21 protein-coding genes, 1 tRNA gene and 1 other annotated feature are annotated in these 24,711 nt (G+C 39.3%); of the genes, 4 read left to right on the top strand and 18 right to left on the bottom strand.

The window, feature by feature from the left end; translation table 11 throughout:
* Positions 1-71: 71 nt before the first annotated feature.
* From KKF19_03055 to uppS, 11 genes are all read right to left on the bottom strand, one after another.
* Entirely contained in the window at positions 72-1,337 is a 1,266-nt protein-coding gene (locus KKF19_03055) for a hypothetical protein (protein ID MBU2579903.1), read from the bottom strand.
* A 15-nt stretch (positions 1,338-1,352) separates the two neighbouring features.
* Entirely contained in the window at positions 1,353-1,634 is a 282-nt protein-coding gene (locus tag KKF19_03050) for a hypothetical protein (protein ID MBU2579902.1), read from the bottom strand.
* 263 nt (positions 1,635-1,897) lie between these two features.
* Positions 1,898-1,969, bottom strand: a tRNA-Val gene (locus tag KKF19_03045).
* A gap of 1 nt (position 1,970) precedes the next feature.
* Entirely contained in the window at positions 1,971-2,546 is a 576-nt protein-coding gene (locus KKF19_03040) for a hypothetical protein (GenBank protein MBU2579901.1), read from the bottom strand.
* An 18-nt stretch (positions 2,547-2,564) separates the two neighbouring features.
* Positions 2,565-2,996: a 50S ribosomal protein L7/L12 gene (gene rplL, locus KKF19_03035; GenBank protein ID MBU2579900.1), complete on the bottom strand. Its 432-nt coding sequence runs from the start codon at positions 2,994-2,996 to the stop codon at positions 2,565-2,567.
* Between the two features lie 51 nt (positions 2,997-3,047).
* On the bottom strand, positions 3,048-3,566 hold the full coding sequence (gene rplJ, locus KKF19_03030; protein ID MBU2579899.1) for a 50S ribosomal protein L10: 519 nt from the start codon (positions 3,564-3,566) through the stop codon (positions 3,048-3,050).
* Positions 3,559-3,670 (bottom strand) — a sequence feature (ribosomal protein L10 leader region). (Overlaps the previous gene by 8 nt.)
* Positions 3,671-3,688: 18 nt before the next feature.
* Positions 3,689-4,231, bottom strand: coding sequence for a DJ-1/PfpI family protein (locus tag KKF19_03025; GenBank protein MBU2579898.1), 543 nt, complete (start codon positions 4,229-4,231; stop codon positions 3,689-3,691).
* 6 nt (positions 4,232-4,237) lie between these two features.
* On the bottom strand, positions 4,238-5,194 hold the full coding sequence (gene mltG / locus KKF19_03020; protein ID MBU2579897.1) for an endolytic transglycosylase MltG: 957 nt from the start codon (positions 5,192-5,194) through the stop codon (positions 4,238-4,240).
* A gap of 101 nt (positions 5,195-5,295) precedes the next feature.
* A complete protein-coding gene (gene pcm, locus KKF19_03015; protein ID MBU2579896.1) occupies positions 5,296-5,925 on the bottom strand; it encodes a protein-L-isoaspartate O-methyltransferase in 630 nt (209 codons plus the stop codon).
* Positions 5,926-5,987: 62 nt separating this feature from the next.
* On the bottom strand, positions 5,988-7,073 hold the full coding sequence (locus KKF19_03010) for a polyprenyl synthetase family protein (GenBank protein MBU2579895.1): 1,086 nt from the start codon (positions 7,071-7,073) through the stop codon (positions 5,988-5,990).
* Positions 7,036-7,764, bottom strand: coding sequence for a di-trans,poly-cis-decaprenylcistransferase (gene uppS / locus KKF19_03005; protein MBU2579894.1), 729 nt, complete (start codon positions 7,762-7,764; stop codon positions 7,036-7,038). The genes KKF19_03010 and uppS overlap by 38 nt, the downstream gene beginning before the upstream one ends.
* A gap of 227 nt (positions 7,765-7,991) precedes the next feature.
* Here uppS and KKF19_03000 point away from each other — a divergent pair, with 227 nt between their 5' ends.
* On the top strand, positions 7,992-8,276 hold the full coding sequence (locus KKF19_03000) for an RNA-binding protein (GenBank protein ID MBU2579893.1): 285 nt from the start codon (positions 7,992-7,994) through the stop codon (positions 8,274-8,276).
* A 165-nt stretch (positions 8,277-8,441) separates the two neighbouring features.
* Here KKF19_03000 and KKF19_02995 read toward each other — a convergent pair whose 3' ends face one another.
* From KKF19_02995 to KKF19_02965, 7 genes are all read right to left on the bottom strand, one after another.
* A complete protein-coding gene (locus KKF19_02995; GenBank protein ID MBU2579892.1) occupies positions 8,442-9,071 on the bottom strand; it encodes a hypothetical protein in 630 nt (209 codons plus the stop codon).
* Between the two features lie 232 nt (positions 9,072-9,303).
* Complete coding sequence (locus KKF19_02990; protein ID MBU2579891.1) at positions 9,304-9,486, bottom strand: hypothetical protein; 183 nt, start codon at positions 9,484-9,486, stop codon at positions 9,304-9,306.
* A gap of 237 nt (positions 9,487-9,723) precedes the next feature.
* On the bottom strand, positions 9,724-10,692 hold the full coding sequence (locus tag KKF19_02985) for a CAP domain-containing protein (GenBank protein ID MBU2579890.1): 969 nt from the start codon (positions 10,690-10,692) through the stop codon (positions 9,724-9,726).
* Between the two features lie 75 nt (positions 10,693-10,767).
* Complete coding sequence (locus tag KKF19_02980; GenBank protein MBU2579889.1) at positions 10,768-16,587, bottom strand: DUF5011 domain-containing protein; 5,820 nt, start codon at positions 16,585-16,587, stop codon at positions 10,768-10,770.
* A gap of 410 nt (positions 16,588-16,997) precedes the next feature.
* Positions 16,998-20,195 carry a DUF559 domain-containing protein gene (locus KKF19_02975; protein ID MBU2579888.1) on the bottom strand — a complete coding sequence of 1,066 codons (3,198 nt, stop codon included), beginning with the start codon at positions 20,193-20,195 and terminating at the stop codon, positions 16,998-17,000.
* A gap of 94 nt (positions 20,196-20,289) precedes the next feature.
* Entirely contained in the window at positions 20,290-21,417 is a 1,128-nt protein-coding gene (locus KKF19_02970) for a DNA cytosine methyltransferase (protein MBU2579887.1), read from the bottom strand.
* Entirely contained in the window at positions 21,414-22,202 is a 789-nt protein-coding gene (locus KKF19_02965) for a restriction endonuclease (protein MBU2579886.1), read from the bottom strand. The genes KKF19_02970 and KKF19_02965 overlap by 4 nt, the downstream gene beginning before the upstream one ends.
* A 308-nt stretch (positions 22,203-22,510) precedes the next feature.
* On the opposite strand from KKF19_02965, the gene KKF19_02960 reads away from it, so the two are divergent.
* From KKF19_02960 to KKF19_02950, 3 genes are all read left to right on the top strand, one after another.
* Positions 22,511-22,714, top strand: coding sequence for a hypothetical protein (locus KKF19_02960; protein ID MBU2579885.1), 204 nt, complete (start codon positions 22,511-22,513; stop codon positions 22,712-22,714).
* A gap of 669 nt (positions 22,715-23,383) precedes the next feature.
* Positions 23,384-23,602: a hypothetical protein gene (locus tag KKF19_02955; GenBank protein ID MBU2579884.1), complete on the top strand. Its 219-nt coding sequence runs from the start codon at positions 23,384-23,386 to the stop codon at positions 23,600-23,602.
* A 649-nt stretch (positions 23,603-24,251) separates the two neighbouring features.
* Positions 24,252-24,683, top strand: coding sequence for a hypothetical protein (locus KKF19_02950; GenBank protein MBU2579883.1), 432 nt, complete (start codon positions 24,252-24,254; stop codon positions 24,681-24,683).
* Positions 24,684-24,711 lie beyond the last annotated feature (28 nt).

The following is a 24,711-nucleotide window of genomic DNA, read 5'->3' as shown; positions in this document are numbered from 1 at the left end:
TTTAATCCTCCGCGTTTGGTAAAAACTGGCTGAAATAATTTCTATCTCAGCCAGTTTATCGGACTTGTTCGTTATTCTTGGCTGGCAATTTTACCCTTTGGCATCGCCATATTCAACCCAAGATCTTTCAGCGTTGTTGCCGTCAAAATACTAATCAAGTTTGCGGCTTCATTACCTGAAGATTTAGAAGATTCGCCGGAATTAAACACAACTTCAGACACCCACTTTTGCTTGCCAAATTCCTGAGCAAATCTCCCCATTACTCGTTCGTAAACTTCGGTTTTCAATTTCAACGCGCCATCCGCAGCCATAACCAAACTTTTTCTTTTCGCTTCGCCTTCGCCAAGCAAAATATCTTTCTGCTTCGTAAATTCAGCAGATTGCTTGTCAAGTTTGGCAACCTCCAAAGCTTTTTGAGCATGCAGTTCCGCAACTTCTTTTTCTTTTCGCGCTTCAACAAGCGCTCTTACTTTAGATTCCTCTTTTTCGTATCGCGCTTTTTCAACATTGGCCTTCCCCACTTCTATAATGGTGAGTTTATTCTGTTCAGCCTCTTTAGCTTGAGCTATGGCGGTTTCTACTGCCATTAAAGCTGCTTGTTGAGTAGCTATCTGTTCTTGAACCTTATCTGAATAAATAAACTTTTTAACCTCGAAATTACTAATTATAATTCCAAGATCATCCAAGGGACTGACTTCTCTTAGCGGATTACCGTCTTTATCTTCTTTGATAGTTTTAAACAATTTTGTTATTTCTTCTCCGCTAAGAAGATCTTTAACCTTACGTTCCTCTTCTTTTGTTTTATAGACCCCATTCTGTATTTGATCCCATGTCCAACTGATGTAATCTGGTCTTTTCTCGGCATAGGACTCCCTTGCAGACATTAGATTAGCCGCTAAACGCAAAGAATTTCTAACATGCGGAAGTATGAGTTTTTGCTCTAAATCTACAAAACTCTTGTATCCCTTCTCTGTTATGAGCGATAAAACTTGTTCTTCTGAAGTCGGCATGGTTATTCTGACAGTTCCTGAAATTCTACTCAAAGACCCATCGTTAAACCTTACCTCTATGCTTTGGTCCTTACCTTCTCCTTCTTCACTATCAGCAGTAAAATAGAAAGTATCTGCCTTTGGCCAAACTTGAATATCTCCAAATAGCTGGAGCCAAAGACCAGGAACCATTTTGGCGCTCATTTTGCCGGTAACAGCCGCCTGCTTGATTTGGTATGTCCCTTTTTTAACAGTTTCAAAGATCTTACTGCCAAACAAAAGAGATAATATCACCGTTACTACCACTACTGCTATTTTGATTTGATTTTTTCCTATTTTCCCTTCCATCGGTCTATCCTCCTTTTATTGTTTTGATTCAAGATTCGCAAGATTAACGCGAAGCTCAGCAAGTTGATCATTAATTTCATTAAGATTAACCGTCGTCTCAATTTCTTGCGTCAAAGATATTATCTCCGCCTTTTTCCATTCAAGCTCTCGTATCTTTCTCTGGAGAGTCGGCAAATCATCTTCTGTAGATTCTTCATCAATACCATAATTTTTAATATACGGTTTGCCAACATACTTCCAAAGAAGATAACCAATTCCAATTACCAAAACGCTAGTTATAATAAATTGCGCAAACATAATTCTACCCCCTTTCAATTCGTTATTTAGTTATCAAAGTACAAATTGTCAACTCCAGCCAACTTACCATATCGCAACACAAAAGTCAATGTCTGTCCAATTTTTTAGAAATAAAAACAGCCGTTTTATAAAAACGGCTATCTCACCGATGGGGGCTGCCCCCGCGGCGGGGGCAGCCCCCATCTCCGCCGCACAACCTTATTCCCATCCCGAGGGGACAGTCCCTCGCGGCGAGGGACTGTCCCCGTCTTAATTAAGTTACGTGGGCGCATCTGGGATCGAACCAGAGATCTTCGCGATGTGAACGCGACGCTCTACCATTGAGCCATGCGCCCCCTACAACTTCAACCTATTGATCAACTTCTCGTGCGGTTTTTCAAGAACATCCTTGATGAACCGGTCAAACATATCGTAGCGATATTTGAAGTCCTCCGTGGATAAAACAACATAATCAATTTCCTTGCCGACTTCCGCTTCCAGGTCTTTCATGAAAACCGACAATCTGCTTTGTTTAATGTTATCACCCACGATCATTATATCAACGCGCGCGTTTTCCGCGTTAACAAAAATACCGGAAAGAACAGCCAAGTTAATTCTTCCCAGTATTTTTAACCGCTTTAATATTTTATTTTTAGACGCCGGACTAGATTTCAAAACGAGCGTCTTTAATTCGTTGTAAAAATCAAAATCAGGATTGATTGAATACAATTTCTTTTTGTTTTTTAATCGACAGGTAATGAGCTTAATACTTTCCAACTTTGCCACCTGCCGACGCGAAGCCGAAACATCGGTCTTCGCGCGCTCAACTATTTCCTTTAACTCAAAGGATTTTTCAGGATTCCTCAAAAACAGCTTCAGAAGTTTTACTTTGACCGGAGAGTCAAAAAGTTGTTCCAAAATTTCCTTAGCCATATTTTTTTTGCTATTAGATTATTTTAACTCCACCACCGCGCCTGCTTCTTCTAACTTCTTCTTCATCTCTTCGGCTTCTTCTTTTTTGACGCCTTCTTTGATCATTTTCGGCGCGCCATCAACTAAATCCTTGGCCTCTTTAAGACCTAATCCCGTAATTTCTTTAACCGCCTTAATCACAGAAATTTTCTGTTCGCCCGCGGCTTTCAATTCCACATTGTAAGAACTCTTTTCTTCCGCCGCGGCTTCTCCGCCCGCTGCCGCTCCGCCCGCCGCCTGCATCGCCATCATCGGAGTAGAACTAACGCCGAACTTTTCTTCTAAAACCTTAACCAATTCTGCCAAATCCAAAACGCTTAATTCCTCAATCTGTTTGACTAAGTCCTTAAACTTCGCTGGAACTTCAACTTTCTCTTCAACTTTTTCTTCTACTTTTTTTTCTTCAGTCATTTTTTTTATTATAGAAATTACAAACTAAAACTTGAAATTTAATTTCAAGCCCTACGCTTTTAATCCCTTATGTTTTAATACACAAATTAATCCTCTCAAATTGCCCTGCAAAACATTAACCATGCCCGACAAAGGCGACGCGATACTGCCAACCAATTTTCCTAACAATTCTTGCTTAGACGGAAGTTTAGCCAAACTTAAAATCGCATCATTTCCCAAATACTCTCCCTGAACAAAACCAGACAAAATCTTCAAATTTTCATTACCTTTTGAAAAATCATACAAAATCTTAGCCGGCGCAACCTCATCTTTATACCCAAGAACCATCGCGACCTGCCCGGGTAAATCCTTAATCTTAACTCCGCTTAATCCTGCCTTGCCCAAAGCCAAATCAATCAATGTTTTTTTGCTCGCCTGACAATCTATTTCTTCCCCCCTCAACTTCTCGCGCAATTTCTGAACCTGATTAACTTTCAGTCCAGTATAATCAAAAAAAACAACCGCTGTCTGCCGCGAAAGTTTATCCGTCAAACCATCCACAATTTCCTTTTTCTTTTCTTTTGTAATCATAAAAAAAGTCCGTCAACCATAGACAGACCAAAAATCCCAAAACTTCTTTACCTCGATAGGACTTATCGCCTGCCTATTGTCTATGGCTATTCATTTGTTATTATCTCCACCCTAATCCTTTTTTAATCCCTTGTCAAGACCTCCAACACCGCTTCCGCAAAATCCTCTGCTGATTGCGGTCCGTTGGCGGTGACTATTTTTCCGTCCGCGGTAACACTTTTTTCTTGATAGACAGCTCCATTTTCCTTAAGAATTTTAATCGGTTCCTTGTACAAAGGGTCAAACCAAACCGTCGCTTTTTTTCCTTCCAAAACACCCGCTTTGGCTAAAATAATAGGAGAAATACAAATCGCCGCCAAAACCTTGCCCCGCTCAACCGCCTCCCGCGCGATACTATATGACGACTCATTATCAAGATTTTCCAAACATCCCGAACCACCCACGAAAACCACCCCGTCATAATCCGCCACTTCCAAATTATCTAACTTAACATCAACCGCCACCTCCGCCCCGCTCACCCCGCGCGCCATTCCACTTTTGTTGCTAACCGTCGCGACCTCAACCCCCGCCCGTTCAAAAATCTCCCGCGGAATAAAATATTCCTCATCCTTAAAATCTGAAAAAGCAATCACCATCGCTATCTTTTTGTTTAAATTTTTAGTCATAGTTTTTTACTCCAACCACTTCGCCTTATTCATATTATGCTCATCCAATGTCTTGCTAAAAACCGTTTCTCCGTCTGGCTTTGATAAAAAGAAATTATAATCATTCTCCTGCGGGTTAATCGCGGCGCGAATCGCCGAAAGCCCCGGGTTGCAAATCGGCCCCTTCGGCAAACCGACATTCTGATACGAATTATACGGCGAATCAACTTTTGTATCCTCCGTGGAATAACGCCACTTATCCTCGTCTAAAATATAGGCGATTGTCGCGCAGGACTGCAAAGGATAATTGTTTCCGAGCCGCCTCCAAAAAATCCCCGAAGCAATTCGTCTATCTCGGTCAGTTCTCACTTCTTTCTCAAGGATGCTCGCCATAATCACAACTTCCTCAACCGTTTTCCCTTGCTTCTTGATTTCAGCCCGTAAACTATTATCCAACTTCTTATCAAAATTATCCTTCATTTTGTAAACAATATCCCTCAACTCGCTCGCGACATTAAAACGATAAGTATCCGGAAACAAATACCCCTCTAACTTTGGATATATTATAAGTTCGCCCGCCTCAATCAGACCTGCCTTTGCCAAACGCGCGTCTATTTTTTTCAAAGTAAATCCCTCGGGAATAGTAATTTCAACATCTTGCGAAATCGCCTCTCCCTTCGCCATTTTCTCGGCGATTTGTTTAATATTTAAAGAAGGGCTCAAAATATATTGTCCCGCCTGTAATTTAGCCGCCCAGCCCTGATAAAGAACATAACCAACAAACCAAATCTTGTCCCTAATCAAACCCTCATTTTCCAAATCAGCGGCAATCATCCTTAAACTATCCCCTTTTTTAACAACAAACCCCTGCTCCGTTGGCTCTCTCTCAAGAGGAATATTAAATTGAAAACCAACCAAAGCCAAAAACAATCCGCCCAAAACGAATATCAAAAGAACAGATGATAAAAAAAACCTAGTACTCATATAATCATAGGGGGCAAAGCATTTTAGATTTTTTTGATACGCGTGGGGCGCCCTTTAGGGCTAAAGCGTTCAAAAAAATTTAAACGCGGTTTTTCACCGACTCATTTCCCTGTCACCAAAGGGACAAAAGCAAATCCCGGATATTCCTTCTCTTCAAACTTCCTCGCGCTTTTTTTAACCAAAAGCCAAATGCTATTTTCAACCGGCGCCACCAATCGCCCACCAATTTTCAATTGCTCTTTCCAGGCCTGCGGTATCTTCTTCCCTGAAGCGGCGGCGATAATTCTATCAAAAGGCGCTTTCTCTCCCAGCCCCTTTGAGCCGTCGCCGCAAGTAAACTTAACATTATTAAAATTATACTTCTTAATATTGTTTTCTCCAAACTTTTTTAATTTGGGAATAAACTCAATCGCGTTCACAAATCCCTTAGCGCCGACAATTTGACAAAGCAAAGCCGTCTGCCATCCCGAACCTGAACCAACATCCAAAACATTATGTCCCTCCTCTGGCTGAAGCAATTCTAACATAAAAGCGACTGTCAGCGGTTGAGAAATCGTCTGGTCAAAACCAATTGACAAAGGCGCGTTATATTCATTCACAAAATCCTCACCCTGCTCCCTAATAATCTCCGCGGGAACAAAATCAGCTCGTCGAATCTCCCGAAAAGCGTCAATAATCCCAGGGGTTTTTAGATACCCGTCTCGAATAAGTTGGTTAATCAGTTTTTCCATAAAATTAAAAGTAGGCGGAAAAGGGGGCAGTCCTCCGTCTTCGGGGGCTGCTCCCGTCTTAACTACATCTCCCTTCTTACTACAAAATCCGCCAGCCCTAAAAGAAACTCTTTCTCCTCGCGCGGCATATCAATCTTCGCGATTATCGCTTTTGCCTCTTCAATCAATCCCTCCGCCTTCGCGCGACAATAATCCAAAGCGCCACTCTCCTTAACTATCCGCCTTATCGCGACAACATCACCCCGGCTAATTTCCTGCTTGCCCAAATATTTCTTTAAAGGGTTTCCCTTTGTAAAAGCGATCGTTTTAAAAATTAAAAGATTTGGCTGGCTCTCCCTGATGTCTGAACAAATCGGCTTGCCTATTTTCTCCCGCGAGCCAAAAATTCCTAAAATATCATCTTGAATTTGAAAAGCGACGCCAATTGGCAAAGCAAACCGCTCCAACTTCTCTAAAAGCCGCGCGCTCCCTCCCGCCAAAGCCGCGCCTATTTTAAGCGGAGCGGCAAAAGAATAATATGCCGTCTTATGCCTTAAAACACTTTCTATCTCACCCTCGCTTATATTCTTTTTCTCTTTCAAAAACATTTCCAGCATTTCCCCATGACAAGTCCCCTCAATTGTTTTATTTAAAATACCCAACGCCCGCGTTTTATTTTTTTCGTCAAAATCACTTTCCGTCAAAATCTGACATCCCAAAACATTGCTAATATCGCCCGCTATCAGAGCGAAAGAAATCCCCTTATGCAAATCGCCGCCAAATTTCTTTTTGTAAAAAGCGTAAAGAGACGGCTTCCCGCGCCTTGTTTCGTCTCGGTCAATAATGTCATCATGAATTAAAAAGAAATTGTGAACCAACTCCACGCAGAGCGACGCTTTCAAAATCGCTTTTTTATCCTTCCCGCCCGCCAAAAAATATCCAACGATAACTAAAACAGGGCGCGCTCTCTTGCCGCCCCTTAAATTAAACTCGCGCAAAACCTTAATCGTCTCCGCCGCCGATTTGGAAATAAGTCCTGTCTCCTTAATCTTCCGCCCAAAAAATCTTTCAATTTCCAAATCAATCCCCCGCCGATATCTCCCTAAAACCTCGTTAAATAATTTTAAATTTTTATTTTCCATAACGCCTTTGTCTTTTTGCGAAATCATTAACCGCCGCCGTGAACTTCTTCTCGTCAAAATCAGGATAAAATTCCTTCGCGAAATACAATTGGCTGTTAGCGCAACCCCACATCATAAACCCGGCGCTATTATGCGGGTCGTCCCCGCTCCCCGTTCTAATTAAAAAATCAACCAACGGCAAATCCCCGCTCCAAAGATGCTTCTTAAGCAAGGCGCCCGTAATTTTCAACCCCTTGTTCTCTCGCCCTTCCTTGACAATATCTTTAATCGCCGCCAACATTTCATCAGTGCCGTTATAGGCGATAAAAATATTAAGCAACCGCTCGCTATGGTCTTTGGTCGCCTTAATCAAGTCATCGGCCGCTCGCGCGCATTTCTCCGGCAAAACCTCGCGCCACCGTCCGATAATATTAACGCGCGCGCCATTTTGATAAATTTTCTTATTCTTAATCAATTTGCGAAAATATCGTTCATATATTTTCACAAGCGCCTTCACTTCCGCCTTAGGCCGCTCGGTCAAATTCGCCCAAGAACTTCCCCACAAAGAAAAACATTTAATATCCATATCAAAAGCCGCCTCTACTAATTTCTCCGTATTTCTTGCTCCCTCCAAATGCCCCTCCCAAGGAGACAACCCTCGCTTCTTAGCCCAACGCCGATTGCCATCAGGGACAACAACAATATGATTAGGAATATTTTTGATTTCTTTTTTATTCATTCCGTCAAATCATACCACAAACAAATCAAAAATGACAAGCAAAAAATCCACAGGTCAGAAACACTTGACTTCCTAAACAATAAGGTTTATACTCCCAACATAAAGTTCTCGGTCAGCTTTCTTTTCTTAGTAGGATTAGGTTCGTCCTGTATCTTCATTCAAGTAAAAGTTTTAGCGAAACGGGAAGAAAGGTCGAGCTATAGTTCAAGTTTATTAAGAAGAAAAAAATGTCTAAAAAATTATATGTTGGCGGATTGCCTTACAGCACCACCGAAGATACCTTGAAAGAGGCCTTCGAAAAAGCCGGAGCTGTTGATTCAACTGCAATCATCACCGACAAAATGTCAGGCCGTTCCAGAGGTTTCGGTTTCGTCGAAATGACAAACGACGAAGACGCTCCAAAAGCGATCGAAATGTGGAATGGCAAAGAGTTTGAAGGACGCAACCTCACAGTCAATGAGGCTCGCCCGATGGAACAACGTCCTCAAGGACAAAACAGTTACCAAAGATAAACTCTTTGTAAGATACAAAAAAGCCGCTCTTGAGCGGCTTTTTTGATATGGCAGCGAGGGTGGGACAAAGTTAGAACCTGGTATTTTGAGAAATCCCCTTCCATTGGTCGGACAGGGTTGGAACCCATTTGTTAGGACAAAAAATTCTTCTAACCCCCTTTTCCCTTAATTATATTTTATCACAATACAGTTTTCTATTTGCTTATCTTGGTTATTTTTTAAGAGATAATAGGGAGAAATAAAACATTCAGAAAAGTCGCAATTACACTGACCTACAATTCTTGGTTCACCGTCTAGTTTGCTCAAAAAAAGTTCGTAGTTTTTTTCCTTGATTATTAAAACTACTTTTGTATTTTTCAGAGTTCTTTCTCCTGTTTGATCATAAACCGGCAAAAAATTCATAGCACAAACAATGCCATTATCAAGACGACAGTTAAAAATAGATTTTATTGTTTCAAAGAATTCTCGTTCAGTTTTATCCAGTTTCCAATCTTGGTTCAATAAACCCTCTGGCAATTCGGCTCTGTTTATATTTATTGTTACTTCACTGTTTTGGATTATCGCACTATCGCCCTCGGCTTGAATATTCCCATCGCCTTGCATAGATTGGCTTTTTTCTACTTGTATATTCTCATTTCCGTCAATAAATTGCTCATTACGACTATTGATGCTCTCGTAGATTAGATAACTGCCAACAATGCTGGTCAACAAGACAGGATAAACAAAAGACTTCATCCACCATGACTTATAAAAAGGTGGTTTTTGTTTTCTGCTGTTTGGTGTTTGATTATTCATAGTTTTTTATAAACTATTCTCCTTTTAGACCGTTCTTAGACATTTGCTCCGCGGATGAAACACTTGATCCTCTGAAGAGAAGTTAGAACTTGGTATTTTGACAAATTCTCTTTTGCCAGCTGGCAATACTAAACTTGTTTGTGGTTGTGGATAATCTAATTACTAAATATTCGGTTTATATTATATAATATGAAAAGATGAGGCGATAGCCCCATCCTTACCCTAAAATCCCTTATTGACCTGTAATCAGATCGTTGAGGGATTTTATTTTATGCTTCTTAAGATAAGTCCCAAGATGCATATCAGACCTGGCATTAAGGTTTCTGTCGTATCGCTTCTCGATAGTCCCCACATGGGTATCATCGCGCTTATCACGCAATTGACCATCTTTGTTGCGAGATCGACAGCCCTTCATGCCTGGCGCGTCGTTTTTGCAACTCATAATTTTTATCTTGCTTTACCTCGGCAAGAGTGCTTAGTAAAGAAGGCTCGACTACTTCCTTCTCGCCGTTTTTTGCGGCTCTGCTAATACCGCTACTTGTGCGAGAGTAATCGAAATCATGAATGACAAAAAACAAAGGAGGGAGGCTACGCCTCATCTATGCTATAATTTTACCACTTAATTATTATCTTAGTCAATCCCATATAATCCCTAAATTATCTTCGCCTGCGCAAAAACAATATATTGATTTATCCAGATTATCGCCGAAATCACAATAAGCAGAACAACGCCATTAACAATTAACGCCGGGTGCTGAATTTTAATTTTAATGAAAATACTCAATAACAAAGCCAACGCCAAAATAGTGAACAAAACAAAATAGAAATAATTACTAATAGCGCGAGGCGTTGATAAAAATCGACTAACGATACTCGGCGACAAATTCTCTCTAACTACTAACCCGACAAAACCTGAATCATCGGGCATAATAGAATTTTTTACTTCTCCTTTGACAGCAGTTGAATCTCCGACAATCGATTCATTGGAGATCTCTACGGTAGGCGGAACTGACTGTTTTTTTTCTTGCGCGACAGCAACTGATTGAGCAGTCATTGTTACCGGGCGACCGAAAAGCTGAACAATAAAAATTGTCTCCTTGCCTTCATATATCTCTTTGGCCGCGCCAACGCCAATCTCAACAAAATTATTATTTAAAATATTAGCCTTGTGGGTTGGCGAATTCATCCATGCATTAATGGCATCTTGAGAATCCACGAAATTAATCGCTAAATTTTCACCAGCCAAAACATATTCATAACCAACCTTATCCAACCAATACCAAGGCGTCAGACCTTCTTCGGGGCTAGTATGAGCAAAATAGCCCTTGGTAGCCATATCTTCTGCCTTAAGTTGGGCAGCTTTTTCCAATAAAGAATTAGTTTTAAGCGACTCTAAATTATTACTTAGACGGTTTTGATTAGTAAATCCTTCAATAGCCATAGGCGCGACTGAAGCAAAAAAATTGCCTTGCGGGATAAACCAAAGAACCTGAACTAAAAAACAAACTTCAACGAACAAAATAAAACTCAATATTACTAACGCCACCTTCCACCTCAAAATGCGCGGCTTGTGACTATTGCCCTTGTTCGGAATAAAATATTTCTTAAAATTCTTTATCATAATACCCTGTTAGTATTATAGCACAAAAAAAAGACTTGCGGTAAGAGCAAGTCTTTTAATATTTCTAACAATTCATTATTTTATATTTTGTCCTGTGATATAAGAATCTCTATCAAACGCATTAATTTCATAAACAGCATCCCAGTCAAAACCATTCTCAATAAACACCTCGCTAGTTTCAATCCAACATTTCTCACCTATATCTCCATTCGGATATAATTTATATACCTTATCATCATTAACGGCTCTTACTAATTCGGAAGTGGCGAAAGAATCAACCACGCTCTTTTCTATATCAAGTATGTCGCTCCATTCTAAATGCTGATAACTATTAAAGACAGATGGGCTTAAAATCAATCTCTTGAATTGTTTTTCGCTTATGTATTTAACAATATAGACATCAATATCGCCAATGGCTCGAATTAAAGCTCCTTCGGCGAATTTTTGCTCACCCAAAACTTGACCTTGCGACGCGCTGCTTGCAATAGATGGCGTTAAAGGCATCAAGACAGAAGCAGTCAAATTTATAGATACAGAAGTATTCACCGTTACACCGCTTGAACTTCGGAAACGAACATAAACGGTTTTTTGTCCCACGCCTTCACTTAATGTCCAGTCTTTAGTTGTGGCATAAGTTTCAAAACTAATACCCGTAAAGGTTGGCTCATTGGAAACTGCCATTGATACAGCATTAGTTGCCGCTAAAGTTAATCTCACATTCCGATTATCAGTAGAAGTCGCATTACTATTTATTTTAACTGAATAATTAGTTGGTGTGATAACTGAAACGCCTCCACCTCCACCTCCACCTCCACCGCCTCCGCCACTACCAGGTATAGCAGTCTGCGTATAAGTAGCAAACTTAGTAAAGTGTTTAGTCCAAATCACTAAATCCGAACCAACATTTATTTTACATTCACTCCCTTCCGCCAAAGCATCGCCAACGACTTGCGAGTCAGCGCTGCAAACATTTGTAATCGGAGTAAAAACACCATTGCGCGAATATCCAACATATTTACCCGCTTGACCAGTTATTTTTATCCTCACGGCTTTATCAAAATTCAATAAAGTATCGCCAAAACCTATTTCTATAACCGATGATACTGTCGCGGTATTGCCGGAATCAGGAGTAGCGCTTACGCTGGAATTTTCCTGAACTTGCGGCAAATTAATTTCGCCTGTCCAGCCAGCTTCGCCAGAAATCAAAGTGCTTTGCGGAATTTGAACATTTACTTCACCAATACTTGTTTCTGAATTAATAGTAAGACCAGTCGGTAAGGTAACATCAGTGCCACTCATTAAAGCTGAAACATTTAATTTTGCGTTTGTGGCGTCGGATGGAACATTAATATTGGAAGTTGCAGGAGCGTTACTGCCAATTAAAATTTCTTGAAAACTTGAACTTATATCCATATCGGCAGCAATCATTACTTGCTCTTCTTCTACGGGCAAAACGGTTATTATCCTGACTACTTCGTCAGCTGAATTGCCAGCTATGTCGGAAACATTATAAGTGACTGAATATGTTCCAACTGTATTTGCGTCAACATTATCTACTATCACTATACTGCCAGTAATATCTCCATCAATATTATCAGAAGCAGTGGCTCCTGAGTCAATATATGTTGATCCATCATAAATATTCATGTCTCCTCCATTTAAAGTAATTACAGGAGAAGTTAAATCGGGTCCGACTATTACCGTTCTAATTACTTCAGTAGCAGCGTTTCCTGAAGAATCAGAAACATTATAAGTGACTGAATATGTTCCAACTGTATTTGTATCAACATTGTTTACTGTCGCTATACTATCCGTAATATCTCCGTCGTAATTATCGGAAGCAGTGGCTCCTTTATCATTATATTCATAGCCAACTTCAACATCAACGGCATCATCCCCAATTAAAGTCATAACAGGAACTACAGTATCTACTACATTTACAGTTCTCACGACTTCGGGCGCTTGATTGCTCGAGGAATCAATAACATTATAGGTTACAGAATACGAACCCAAAATACTTGTATCAACATTATTTACGGCCACAATACTATCAGTAATATCGCCGTCAACATCGTCCGCGGCAGTGGCGCCAGCGTCTTCATATTCAGTGCCAAACTCAACAGTTGTCGGGTTGTCGCCGAGTAAGGTAATAATTGGAGTTGAAACATCCACCACATTAACAGTTCTTGCGACTTCAACGGCGGAATTACCTGCGACATCAGTGACATTGTAGGTGACTTGATAGGCACCAACATTATTAATATCCACAGAATTAACCGTTACAATATTTGCGGTTAGATCGCCATCATAGTTATCAAGAGCAGTGGCACCGGCATCTTCGTAAGTCGAATTAACCGCTATTGTGAAAGGATTTTCTCCGAGTAATGTGATAATCGGTACAGTAGTATCAACTACATTGACCGTTCTGTTGACTTCATCGGCTGTATTGCCAGAAGAGTCGGTAATATTATAAGTCACAGTGTACGCGCCGATTATGCTTGAATTAACAGGATTTACAGTAATTATGTTGGCGGTAATGTTTCCGTCATAGTTATCACTGGCTGTTGCCCCAGCGTCGTTATAAATCGCGCCAACTTCAAGATTAACTGGGTTGTCGCCGAGTAGAGTAATTACTGGTGCGGTGGTGTCAACTACATTTACAGTTCGGGTTACTTCTGTGGCAGGATTACCAGCGCTATCCGAAACATTATAGGTTATGGTGTAAGTTCCCAGTGTGTCCGCATCAACCGTATCTCCGCCAGCGATAATGGATACGCTAACATCACCGTCAACATTATCAGTCGCGGTGGCGCCAGCGTCATTGTATTCCGCGCCGACTTCCAAAGTTACTGTGTTTTCTCCAATCAAAGTGATGATTGGCGGGGTTGTGTCCGGAACTTCCAATATGGTAACGGAATCTTCGCCAGTAACGCTTTGCGCCTCGCCGTCATCCGCGACAACCGAGCATTTCCAAACATCGCCTGCGGCAATTTGCGATGCAAGCACTGTGTTTGAAGTATAACCTTCTTGAATAACATCATCTTTATACCATTGATATACATAGTTAAATCCATCACTATCAGCGTCAGTTGAGCCATTTGGAGTACAAGTTAAGTCATTATTCGCATAAGCTGGATTCGGCGAAATAGAAACCGTTGGTTGAGTTGGAATTGAGTTTGAAATTGTTATCGGGTCTGATTCCATTGAGTCGCCATCAATAGTTCCATCATTCGGAATAACTTCAACTTTTATTGTATCGCCTTTGACAAAATTATCGCTTAGCAATGTATCGCTGTCATCTCCCATATTCTCGCCATTCTTTTCCCATTGGTAAGAAAAAGTAACTATATCGCCATTACCATCAGAAGCAACTGCCGTTGCGGTAATGTCAGTATTTGTATATGCGGGATTTGGCTCTAAAGTTATTGATTCCATTACTGGCGGAGTGTTGGGAATCTCGCCAACATTAACAGTTCTTATTACTTCATCTGCCTCATTCCCTGCCGCATCTGAAACATTGTAAGTTACTTCATAAGTTCCTGTTGTGGATGTATCAATTGAACTATCGTCAATTTCTATTTCCCCTGAAATATCTCCATCAATATTGTCTTCGGCAGTAGCGCCATATTCTGTGTAATCCTCATCTAAAAGAAGTTCAACTGGATTAATACCAGATAAAGTAATTACTGGCGAGGTTGTGTCTATGGTAAATGTAGTTATAGCCAAAGGCGCGCTTTCGTTATTGTTGGCATCAGTTACTGTAATCGCGCATCCACCATAAACTCCATCATCTAACTCATTAAAGGTTATTGCGTTATCGCCTTCAGCCGCATCGGTGGTATCACTAACGCATCCGCCGCTATAATTGATTGTTCCCGCTTCGGTTGAACTGAATGTATAATCAGGAGCATTATCATTGGTCAGCGTTGGCACTGGATTTACTTCACTTAATTCTGGAGCAGTTAAATCTATCAAAGAATTGAGAGCGTTAAAAGCATTAATTCTTTTTCCGGTTACGGTTTTGTTAGCAAGAGAAGATAAATTATCCCCAGTAGTCAAAATAACATTTTTAACTTCAGCATAAGAAAGCTCCGATTTATATCCCCAAATCAAAGCCGCCAGTCCTGTAACATGAGGAGCGGCCATTGAAGTGCCGTCGGCATAATCATAATTTTCATCTGAACCATCGGTGTATTTTGTGATTACAATATCATCAATTGTACATCCATAGTTATAATCGATAGAAGAATCCGTAATCCAATCAAAACTAAAATTAAAATCATTTGTAAGGTAATCTGAAATATTTTCAGTATATCTTTTATAATAACCCGTATGACCATTGTCTATCCAACTACTACCTCCATCTAAATTAATTTGTAGTTCATCATATTTTGTTGAATAATACCAACTTCCGCCCGAACGATAAGAAGTATATATATAATCATCAAAAGTTGCACTAATCGGAGTATCGCACCATATAGTAAAACCTAATGTAGCTCCAACAATAGAACTGTCCGAAAGATCTAAATCTTCTTTTTGCATTAACCAAGTATATGCGTCTGGCGAATAAGGATAAGAACTATCAGAATAAGCAACTTTAGAAAATCCATCATAACCTATTATCCAATGACTATCCGTACCGCCATGCCCAACTTTATAAATATCATCTTCAAAATTTTCAGAAAAAACATTGGTGTCCGCAACCATACTATAAATATTCACCCCAGGAGCTCCAACATCAACAGCAGCAACACCATAGTTAGACCATTCAGTTAAATTATCATTTTGATCTGTAGCAGCAACGGAAATAATATTATCCAAAGCATAGTCAGCTGGATATTGTGGACTTGAATCGTTATTATCACCAATTTGATCAGCGCCACCATTCCCAGCCGCCGCGATGAAAATTCCGCCAGCTTGTCTAAAACGGTCTATTGCATCATATTCTGCTTGTGAATTTTCGGAACCGCTAAAACTTGCATTGATTATTTTAACACCATTATTTATAGCAAAATCAATTGCTTCTACGATATCACCAACATTACCATCATAACTTCCCACTTTTAATGCCATTAATTTTACATCCCAATTAACTCCAGTTATGCCAATACCATTATTGCCTTCAGCTCCAATAGTTCCAGCCACATGAGTTCCATGACCATTATCATCAAGTGGATTATCATCATCATTAAAAAAATCCCAACCATGGTTAGTGTTCCCATTCCACATATTATTTATCAAATCAGGATGATTATAAGCAATGCCGGAATCTAAAACCGCCACAACAACAGAATTAGATCCTGTAAAAATATCCCATGCCTCTGGAGCATCAATATCAGCATCATTGGTTGTGTTATGTAATCCCCATAGTTTACTGAAATCAGTATCATTTGGAGTTATTGATGTCCATTGTCGTATATAATTCGGTTCAGCATATTCTACATTCGAATCATTCTTTAATCTCTCAACCATTGCCTCCGCCGACTCATCACTTTTTGTTTTGAAAACAGAGATATTACTTTTTCTAATATCTTCTTTTTTATCTAAATTTTTTCCAGTGGCAAACCACGCGGATTTCATTCTGCCAGACAACTGCTCTAAATTTATTTTCTGTTCCTTAAATTTCACTAAAACCTCGCCCTCTACATAATTTTGTTTTTGCGATTGTTTTACATCCGCCGACTTTTTTAAATTCTCATTCGCGCTAAAGGTTTCTACTTTTTCCTCGCCATCAAAATTTATTAACTTCCCAGTTGTTAATTTTTTTAATTCTAATTCACCTTTTGTTATTTTTTCATCCGCCGCAAAAACCAACGACATTGGCGCCAGCGTTCCCGTAAGAAACGCTATCACCATAAACCCCGCCATGTATTTTTTTATTGTTTTTTTGTTCATATTTTTTTGATTATTAAATTATTTAAATTGATTTCCCCCAATAAATTTTGCCAACAAAAAAGGCCTTCCGTCGGCGGCAATCCTTTCAGATCACCCAATGCCCTTTCGGACAAAGACCATCTACATAGTGCCGGCCAGAAGACCGTTTTTATGTAGATGGATTTAAACCATACTCCAAGCGAAAAGCTCAAAGGTTAGGTTATCAAATTGTTACTCACTTTCTCTATCGGTATAATATCATATTAGATAAAAAAGTCAATAGCAAACAACGCGACTGATTCTTGCATATTATTCATAGTAAAATAAACCAAAGTAATTCCCTAATTTAATATTTTCTCGATTTGATCATTAGCTGTTTCTAAAAGCCTATCAGCTCGACTTCAGGTTTGACTGATTTCCTGCCTTATTTTTCATTTTTTCTTAATGATTTCCTTTATTTCTTGCACGCATTGTTCTAAGTCATTTTGGAGCTGATACACCCAAAACCGCTTAACTTGCCAGCCGTACATAATAAGATGTTGGTCCCGCTTTAAATCTGAAAGCAATCGCCCCCCATCAATATCACGATGCCACATCTCTCCATCAATTTCTATATCAATGGGAATTTCTGAATCAACGATAGCAAGATCAAGACGATATTGATGGAGAGGATATTGAGGGATTGTCTTAATCCCTTTCCGAGCGAGCGCATCGTACAAAACTTCCTCCCATGGCGACTCAAATTTTCCACCTTTTTGGTCTTTATTTTCTGGCTCTAATTCATCGACATATTGCACAAACTTCGAAAGATGTAGAATGCCCGATTGAGCACAAGCAACTCTATCACCGACAATATGTAATTCTGCCCGCGCGCGAGTAATCGCTACATTAAATAAATTAACCGTACTACCTAAAAATCCGAGTGAGCGTTTTTGAATTTTACGGGATACTACGGGGGAGAAAATCATTATATCTTTCTCATCGCCTTGATATTTATGAGCAGTTTCGACTATAAAATCCAACTTTCGTAGCTGAGCTGCATCTATTTTTTGCCCTATTAAATCTCTAATCTTATTCGCTTGTTCCCTGAATGGAGTCACGACGCCAAGCGATACAGAATAATCATCGCCATGCGCCGCAATTCTTTTAATAATCTCCTCAATCAACACAACAATTTCTTTTGCTTCATCAAGATTATAAGCGCTTCCGACAGATGGACGAATAACTTCTCCAACAACATCATGCCAAACAACAGCGTCTGGATGTCCTGTTCCGCGCAATCGCCTATAATCCGTCCACACGCTCAACCTATTGCCGTAAAATCTTTTATTTGAAAATCCAATAATCTCTGCGCGACTACGATAATGTTCAAGCAGGTGCGTAAACTTTGCTCCTGTGCCAACAGTACTTCTTGCAAGTTCAAAAAGAGAGTTGATGCTGTAAAGAAAACGCTGGTCATCCGTGGAGGTTAACCCCATCTGTTGCTGCAATTGCTGATCGTCTGCGCGATGTAAAAGAGAAATATGGGTAAGCTGATTCGGATCTCCAATAATTACAGCCCGTTTTGCTCTATACAGGAGCGGAAGTGCTGATGCAATATCGCATTGCGACGCTTCGTCAATAACCACTATATCAACAACATCAGCGCTTAATGGAAGCGCATGGCGTACAGACAGGTTTGTTACAGCCATTGCCGGAAATGCTCTAACCACGCTCTTAAACATCCGCTTTCTTTCATTGTATAATCTTTTGGCAAAATCGCCGCCAATTACATCGCCTTCTAGTCGCCGAACAATACTTACATAATCAGCAATATCGCGTCGCTCCTTACTTCCTAATGATTTCAAGCGACGCTTCATCAGCGCATCAACATATCTGATACTGACATCAATTGCGCGCTCTTTACTTTTTGTTATTCTCTCTCGTAAAATTTCTATTCGTTGTTCATTTTCATTTTCGCGCACAACGCTTAGAAGTTCTGATTGATTATCCATCCATCGCTTCAGTAAACGCGCAACAGTCAAAATCTCCCTGCAATTATGTTCTGATTTGATCGGAAAAGAAATGCCCTGAATAGGCATAACAATAAGCAAAGACTTTGAAGCTTTCAATACCCGCTTCTCTATGGTTAAACCAAAAAAAGAAAGGATGCGCGAAACAAAACTCAAGTCCCCATCAATTTCTTTTATCAAACGACCCAAAAGACCAAGTAATCTATTAAAGTTATAATTTCTTTCAATCTTTTTATACTGCTTTAAATTTTTAGAAATTGGTGAAGGCAACTCCGTTTTAATTAATTCAAGAACGGCATCAAGATGGCTGATGCGATTTCTCCGGTCAAGAATACGAAAAAGAGATTTTTTCGCCTCTTCTTCTTCCTCTCTGATTAATTCTAATTTTTTCTTATATTCTCCGATTTCGCGTTCTAATATTTGACTGTCATAACTTGATGCGCGCTCAATCGCAGATAAAAGCGCTTCTGCAAACTCAACCTCTCGTTCTTTTTGCCCATATTTTAAAATGACTGGTTCTGACTGTAGTCGCAACAACCGTTCAATAACAACATCAACTGCCTTATGATTTTTACTTCCGAACAAGACGCTCTCGTTATGTAATAAGGCATTAGCAATAATATTGAGGACAATTTGCGATTTTCCAGTTCCTGGCGGCCCTGTGATTACGCTAACTATATTATTAAAAGCACTTTTGACCGCTCCGCGCTGTTCATCGTTCAGTCCAGTTATTTCCAAAAACTCGTCATTCTTGTTATTTTTTCCATCTTCTGTATTTCGGTCCAAAATGACGCGCCAAACATCATTCGGAGTGGCAACGCCCCGCAGTTCGCTCAACTCCTGTTCTAATCCGTATGTATATTTTGAATCCACGCTTCGAAAAATTATTCCAAGAGGCAAAATACTGTTTTCTGCTTTCAATTCAGTCGTTTTGTCGCGTAAAATATCTTTTGAAAATAAAACCTCTTGCGGTAGTAATTCGGCAAATGCGCTAAGAATGGTTTTAAGGTTCTGCTCTCTGCTTTTTTCTTCGTCCCATGCCCCCAAAACCGCTTCAGCTACTTGTTTTCTTTCCTCAACACTGGTTAATAAACTTTTATCAGTAAGAAAAGCTGAATTTATTCTTGGTCTATCTGATTGTAATACAAACGCGTACCCAGTTTCCGTCCGTATTAGATCAACGCCGAAAATCAAAATCGGCTGAATAATTTGACCTGACCAGCCGCGCCTTGATTGTTCAATATGTTTGATGTGGCATGGAAAACCGTAAAAAAAAGAAAGCGGGCTCCGACTCCACCGTGGCCCGTTGATTAATGTTTGTATTTTTTCATTTTGCCCTTCAAACTCTAATCGCTCTTTCCCAGACGCAACCCACTCTTTATCCATTACTGGCACTTGTAAAAATTCTGTCCCTTCTTTAAAAGAAAAAAGCGTAATTTCTCCAGAATTCTCAACCGAAATACAGGCTCCATAATATTTAAGAAGATTCTGCCAACGAGAAGATGTTGGATCAGTATGGACTATCGGCGCTTTGTTTTCTTTTGTTCTAATATTAGCCGAAGCTCTTTTATTATATCCTCCTCGATATCTATATCTGTTTTGATAATAAGTTGCCATAAATAAAATATATTCATTGATTATTTCATTAGATCGTCCAACGAAACGCCAGGCGCATCTGCATAAAAAGATGCTAGAAACCTTTTTCTGTAAATTAAATCAATTTTTCTGTTTGAAAATTGTTTAAAATCGATTTTGCCAACGCGACAGAAAGAAATGTCGGAACGGCATTTCCTATTTGTAAGTTCCTGTCGCCCCTTGAACCATAAAATTGATAATCATCTGGAAAACATTGAATTCTTGCCCCCTCTCTTGTGGTTAACGGCCTTGGCGCTTTCGGATGAATACACCTGGAAGATGATGGTGTGCCTAAATTTCTCGTAATTGTAGTTGATGGTCGTTTCCACCACAAACGACAGTAAGTATTTTTAAATCCCGATGTTGGTCGCAACTCTTTCGGCAAATCTTCAGGTGTGCCGCCATCCGGTAACAATTCCATTATCTTAATTAATCTTTCGTTGTTTTTTGGAGCGTTATGATCCATCAACTTTTCCTGAACATTTTCTCTCATAATTTTCTGAAAATCGTTTTTTGGCTCCGAGATATATTCAAAAATTTCCTCTCCCGCTTTAATAAATGGCAAATCACTTATGGCGTCCTCAAGAGTTAAATAAGGAAGCAAATTATCATTAAACAAACTTTGTTTTTCTTTCGAATCATAATGTGTGGGTTTTGGATACTGAAATTTAGTTTTTAATTTTGACCCTATAATTATGACTCTTTCTCTTATTTGCGGCGCGCCGTAGTCAGCCGCGTTTAAAACCTTATATTGCGTCTCGTATCCCAACGATTCAAAAAGCGACATAATTGTTTTCAATAATTCTCCTCCTTGCATAGATAGCAATCCTTTTACATTTTCAAAAAGAAAAAATTTCGGATTGAATTCCTTCAAAACCCGATAATATTCTTGAAAAAGTTTTCCTCGCGAATCGTTAATTAATCTTTTGCCAACTGTTGAATAGGCCTGACAAGGCGGTCCGCCAACAATTATATCAATTTTCCCTGTTTTAATTCGCAGATCACCCTTAATAATTTTCGCGTTAAAATTCTTTATGTCGTCAACATAAACTTTTACTCCTGGATGATTTAACAAATAGGCCTTAGCCATATTTTCCAAAATCTCATTTGCTGCTACTATCTCAAAATTGTCATCGCGAGCAAAGCCATAACTCAACCCCCCAACTCCAGAAAACAAATCTATTATTTTGATTTTTTTACTCATAAATCAAATTTGATTTTTTTATATTTGATTGGCTTCTGCGTAATTTTCCACACGAAATAATTCTGATTTATGTTAAAAACCGTTTGCCCTTCCATTTGCTGCCTTGTAATCCAATTGATATTTCTGTCTTCTATCTCGTCTAGTTTTACAAATGCCACTTGTCCGTTGTATAAATCAAAATGAATTGCCAATGTATGAATTCCCAAATCTCTAAAAATGCGTTTTGATTCTAACACTTTGTGTTGTTTTATATCATTTATACCGGTAAAACCAGATTGTATTTCTATTCTAACCTTTTCTTTACCGTTTAATTTAATTTCCAAATCCGCTTTTGGAGTCCTTCTGAAAGTTTCAATATTTCTCAAATCATCATCTCCAATTAGGTCTATTTTTGAAGTATCTACCTCAAAGACTATGCCCAATGCCTTTAAGAAAAAACTGGAAATTACATAGCCCCTCATCCAAGAAAAATAAACTTGTTCGGGTCTTCTGCCAAGATTATTTAATCTCGGCAAAATTTTGTTTTTTTTCATTATCTCAAAAGAATGGTCTATCTCTTCTTTTTTAAACGAAAGCAGATCATCAACCTTTATATTATCAGCAACGACAGCGTTTATTAAATCAACTATTTCGTAAAGTCTCTTGTTTAATAACTTTATGTAGCTAAAATCTACGGTCGGGAGAACATCCTTGGCTCCAAAAAACTTTTTAACATCCATTTGATTGGCAAAACCTAATTTTTGTCTGTATTGCTTAAAATATTTAGTTGTTATTTCTTTTGCCATAAAATTATTTAATCAAGTCCTCTTTTTATTGATGCTAAACTGAAGTATTATGTTTTGATTATACCAAAAATCCGCTCGTTTGAAAAGCCAAAAAAACAAATATTTGACCCTTTGGGTAATCTAAAGTAATATCTCAATAAGATATAAAACTAAATATTCCTCAAGTCGCTCCTCTTATTAAGTCCACTGAGGCGCACAAGACTACCATCGGACTGGCACAATTCAGTGCTGGGTTTTGATTAGTAGTCTTTTTTTATTTCTAAACCACCAGCCTGAATAGCGTTGGCGGCTTTTTTATTTTCACAATCATGGACTTCGATAATACAGATTACAAAAAAATTCTTGAAAAATATGGACTTGACCCCTCAGAAAAGGAGATTATTGAAATTGCAAAAAATATCCAAGACATAGCCAATGTCTTTGTCCAGTTCGCTAAAAATAAAAATCAGACAAATTTAGAATCAACAGAAAACAGCCAGTTAGAACACAAAAAAAAGAATATGAAGATTTAAAGTTTAGCCAGATTGTTAATAATCAGTTTTTTACTAGCAACATCGTTTAGATTCAATAGCAGGTTCGCCTTGACGATGTTGTTGGTAAAAAATTGTTTAATTACAATAGAGCTCTAATAAAACTCTTAAAAACCTAATGGGGTGTGGTAAGGCGAACCCAGGATGCCGCCCATTAGTGCCACTAAGTATAGCTACCTGTTAGCTACTGTCTTAATAAAAGACAGCTGGGATAAAGGAATACGGACACTACTGACGATAAGGGGGTAGCATCGTAATTTCCGCGCAGTAGAGCGTTATGGTCTACATTGCTTTATCGTTAAACCGTAAAAAGATTGGGCGATAAAGAATTCGGGTTGGTGGGTGATGGATGAAAGTTTAACAGCTGGACATCATATTCCAACTACAGTCAATCAAGACCCTACCACGAAATAATGGATTCCTAGGGATTGCGGTACTCCAGGCTAATAGACAGGCTTTGGAAGCCGTTGCTATTCTAAACGGGGGTTGGTGTGTAAGGGAAGATGAAGAGAGGTTAGCCAACTAACTAGGGAAAATGGTAAAAGATGGTAGATGAATGCCCAGGTTGATCAGCAAGGAGCCTGACCACAGATAGTGCCTTAGCCCCTCGGTTAGCCCTTCAATATCAAACAAACCCATATAAAATTAACTATGCGATCTATTTATCGAGTATTCAATACAATATCAAACCAAAACCCATATTGGTCTAGTTTTACTTGTTTTGCCGAAACCGTCAAAGACAGAAACTTTGGTCGTCCGGCTATTGCTCAATGGTTCAACCGACTCATTGATAAGGGCGATTATGGCAAAAAACATCGATCAACGCTGGTCGAACAACTCTATCGGTTGTCCAACCCAGAAGAAAAGTAGCTGAGGAAGGCGATTTTTGATATAAAAACAGCCATATAAGGGGTTTTTCGATCCAAGATGACCTAATTCATACGATCCCAGACTGACTAGCGTAGAACGCCAAAATGGGATAGTTTAATATTCTGAAGATATATCCCCGTTCATCGCTCAAACGGTATAAACTACGTACTTGCCTGGCGTTTTTGGAGATCGTGTCGCAGATGCCTTTGAACGCTAAGTGTCCTCTTATGCTTCGGTCTTTTTTTTCTGGCTCAAAACACCTCAAAACCAACATTATAGCTAATCTCATAATGCCGATTATGTGAACCCAACTTCAATCCTCAAAAACGCTATAAAGCGTTTACCAGTGCGTGTTTATCCCCATTCGGACCTATTGACTCTCATCCGAAAATCGCTTAAAATGGAGGTAGAAACTTAAAAAATCTTTACTTGAATATTTGCCTTTTGGGCGCGTTGTTCGCGCCGTTACAAAACTTAAGGTCTTTTCTATTTGCCAAACGCTCTTTGGTTTTGGTATGATAGAACCATCTCAACCTTTTTAAGGTTGGGTCTCAGCCTTTCGAGGTTGAGGGCCCCGGTCGATTTTGTACGGCCGGGGTTTTTGTTTTGCGTCCAAAATATAATTTAAATTTTAGAAAGGAGCCAAAACATGAGAATAAAAATAAGCGATAAAATAAGAAAAACAAAAATTAGCGATCCTAAAAAGATAGCTAAGATTTTGACAGAAGTCCTTAAGTCAGAAGAAAAAGACGACAGAATGAAGGAGCATTTTTGGGCAGTATATTTGAACGCCAGAAATGCCATAACACGGATTGAATTAATAGGTCTGGGAGTATTGAATGCTGGCTTAATCCACCCAAGAGAAACCTTTAGACCTGCCATAACGGCATCATCTGCTAGCTTGATCATTTTACATAATCACCCAAGCGGAGAAATTGAGCCGTCAGAGGACGACTTGAAGACAACAAAAAGGATAGCGGAAGCTGGCAAAATACTGGGAATCGAATTGTTCGACCACATAATAATTAATTTAAAGAACGATTACTTTTCTTTTAAGGAAAAAGGGTTAATAACGGATTAATTGCCAATAAGTTCGTTTTATAACGCGC

The sequence above is a fragment of the Patescibacteria group bacterium genome (assembly GCA_018830295.1).
In the GTDB taxonomy this organism is placed as follows: Bacteria; Patescibacteriota; Minisyncoccia; order Portnoybacterales; family UBA2143; genus JAHJSM01.
Note: the sequence above shows the minus strand (reverse complement) of the source record. Positions and strands in the feature narration are given on the sequence as shown.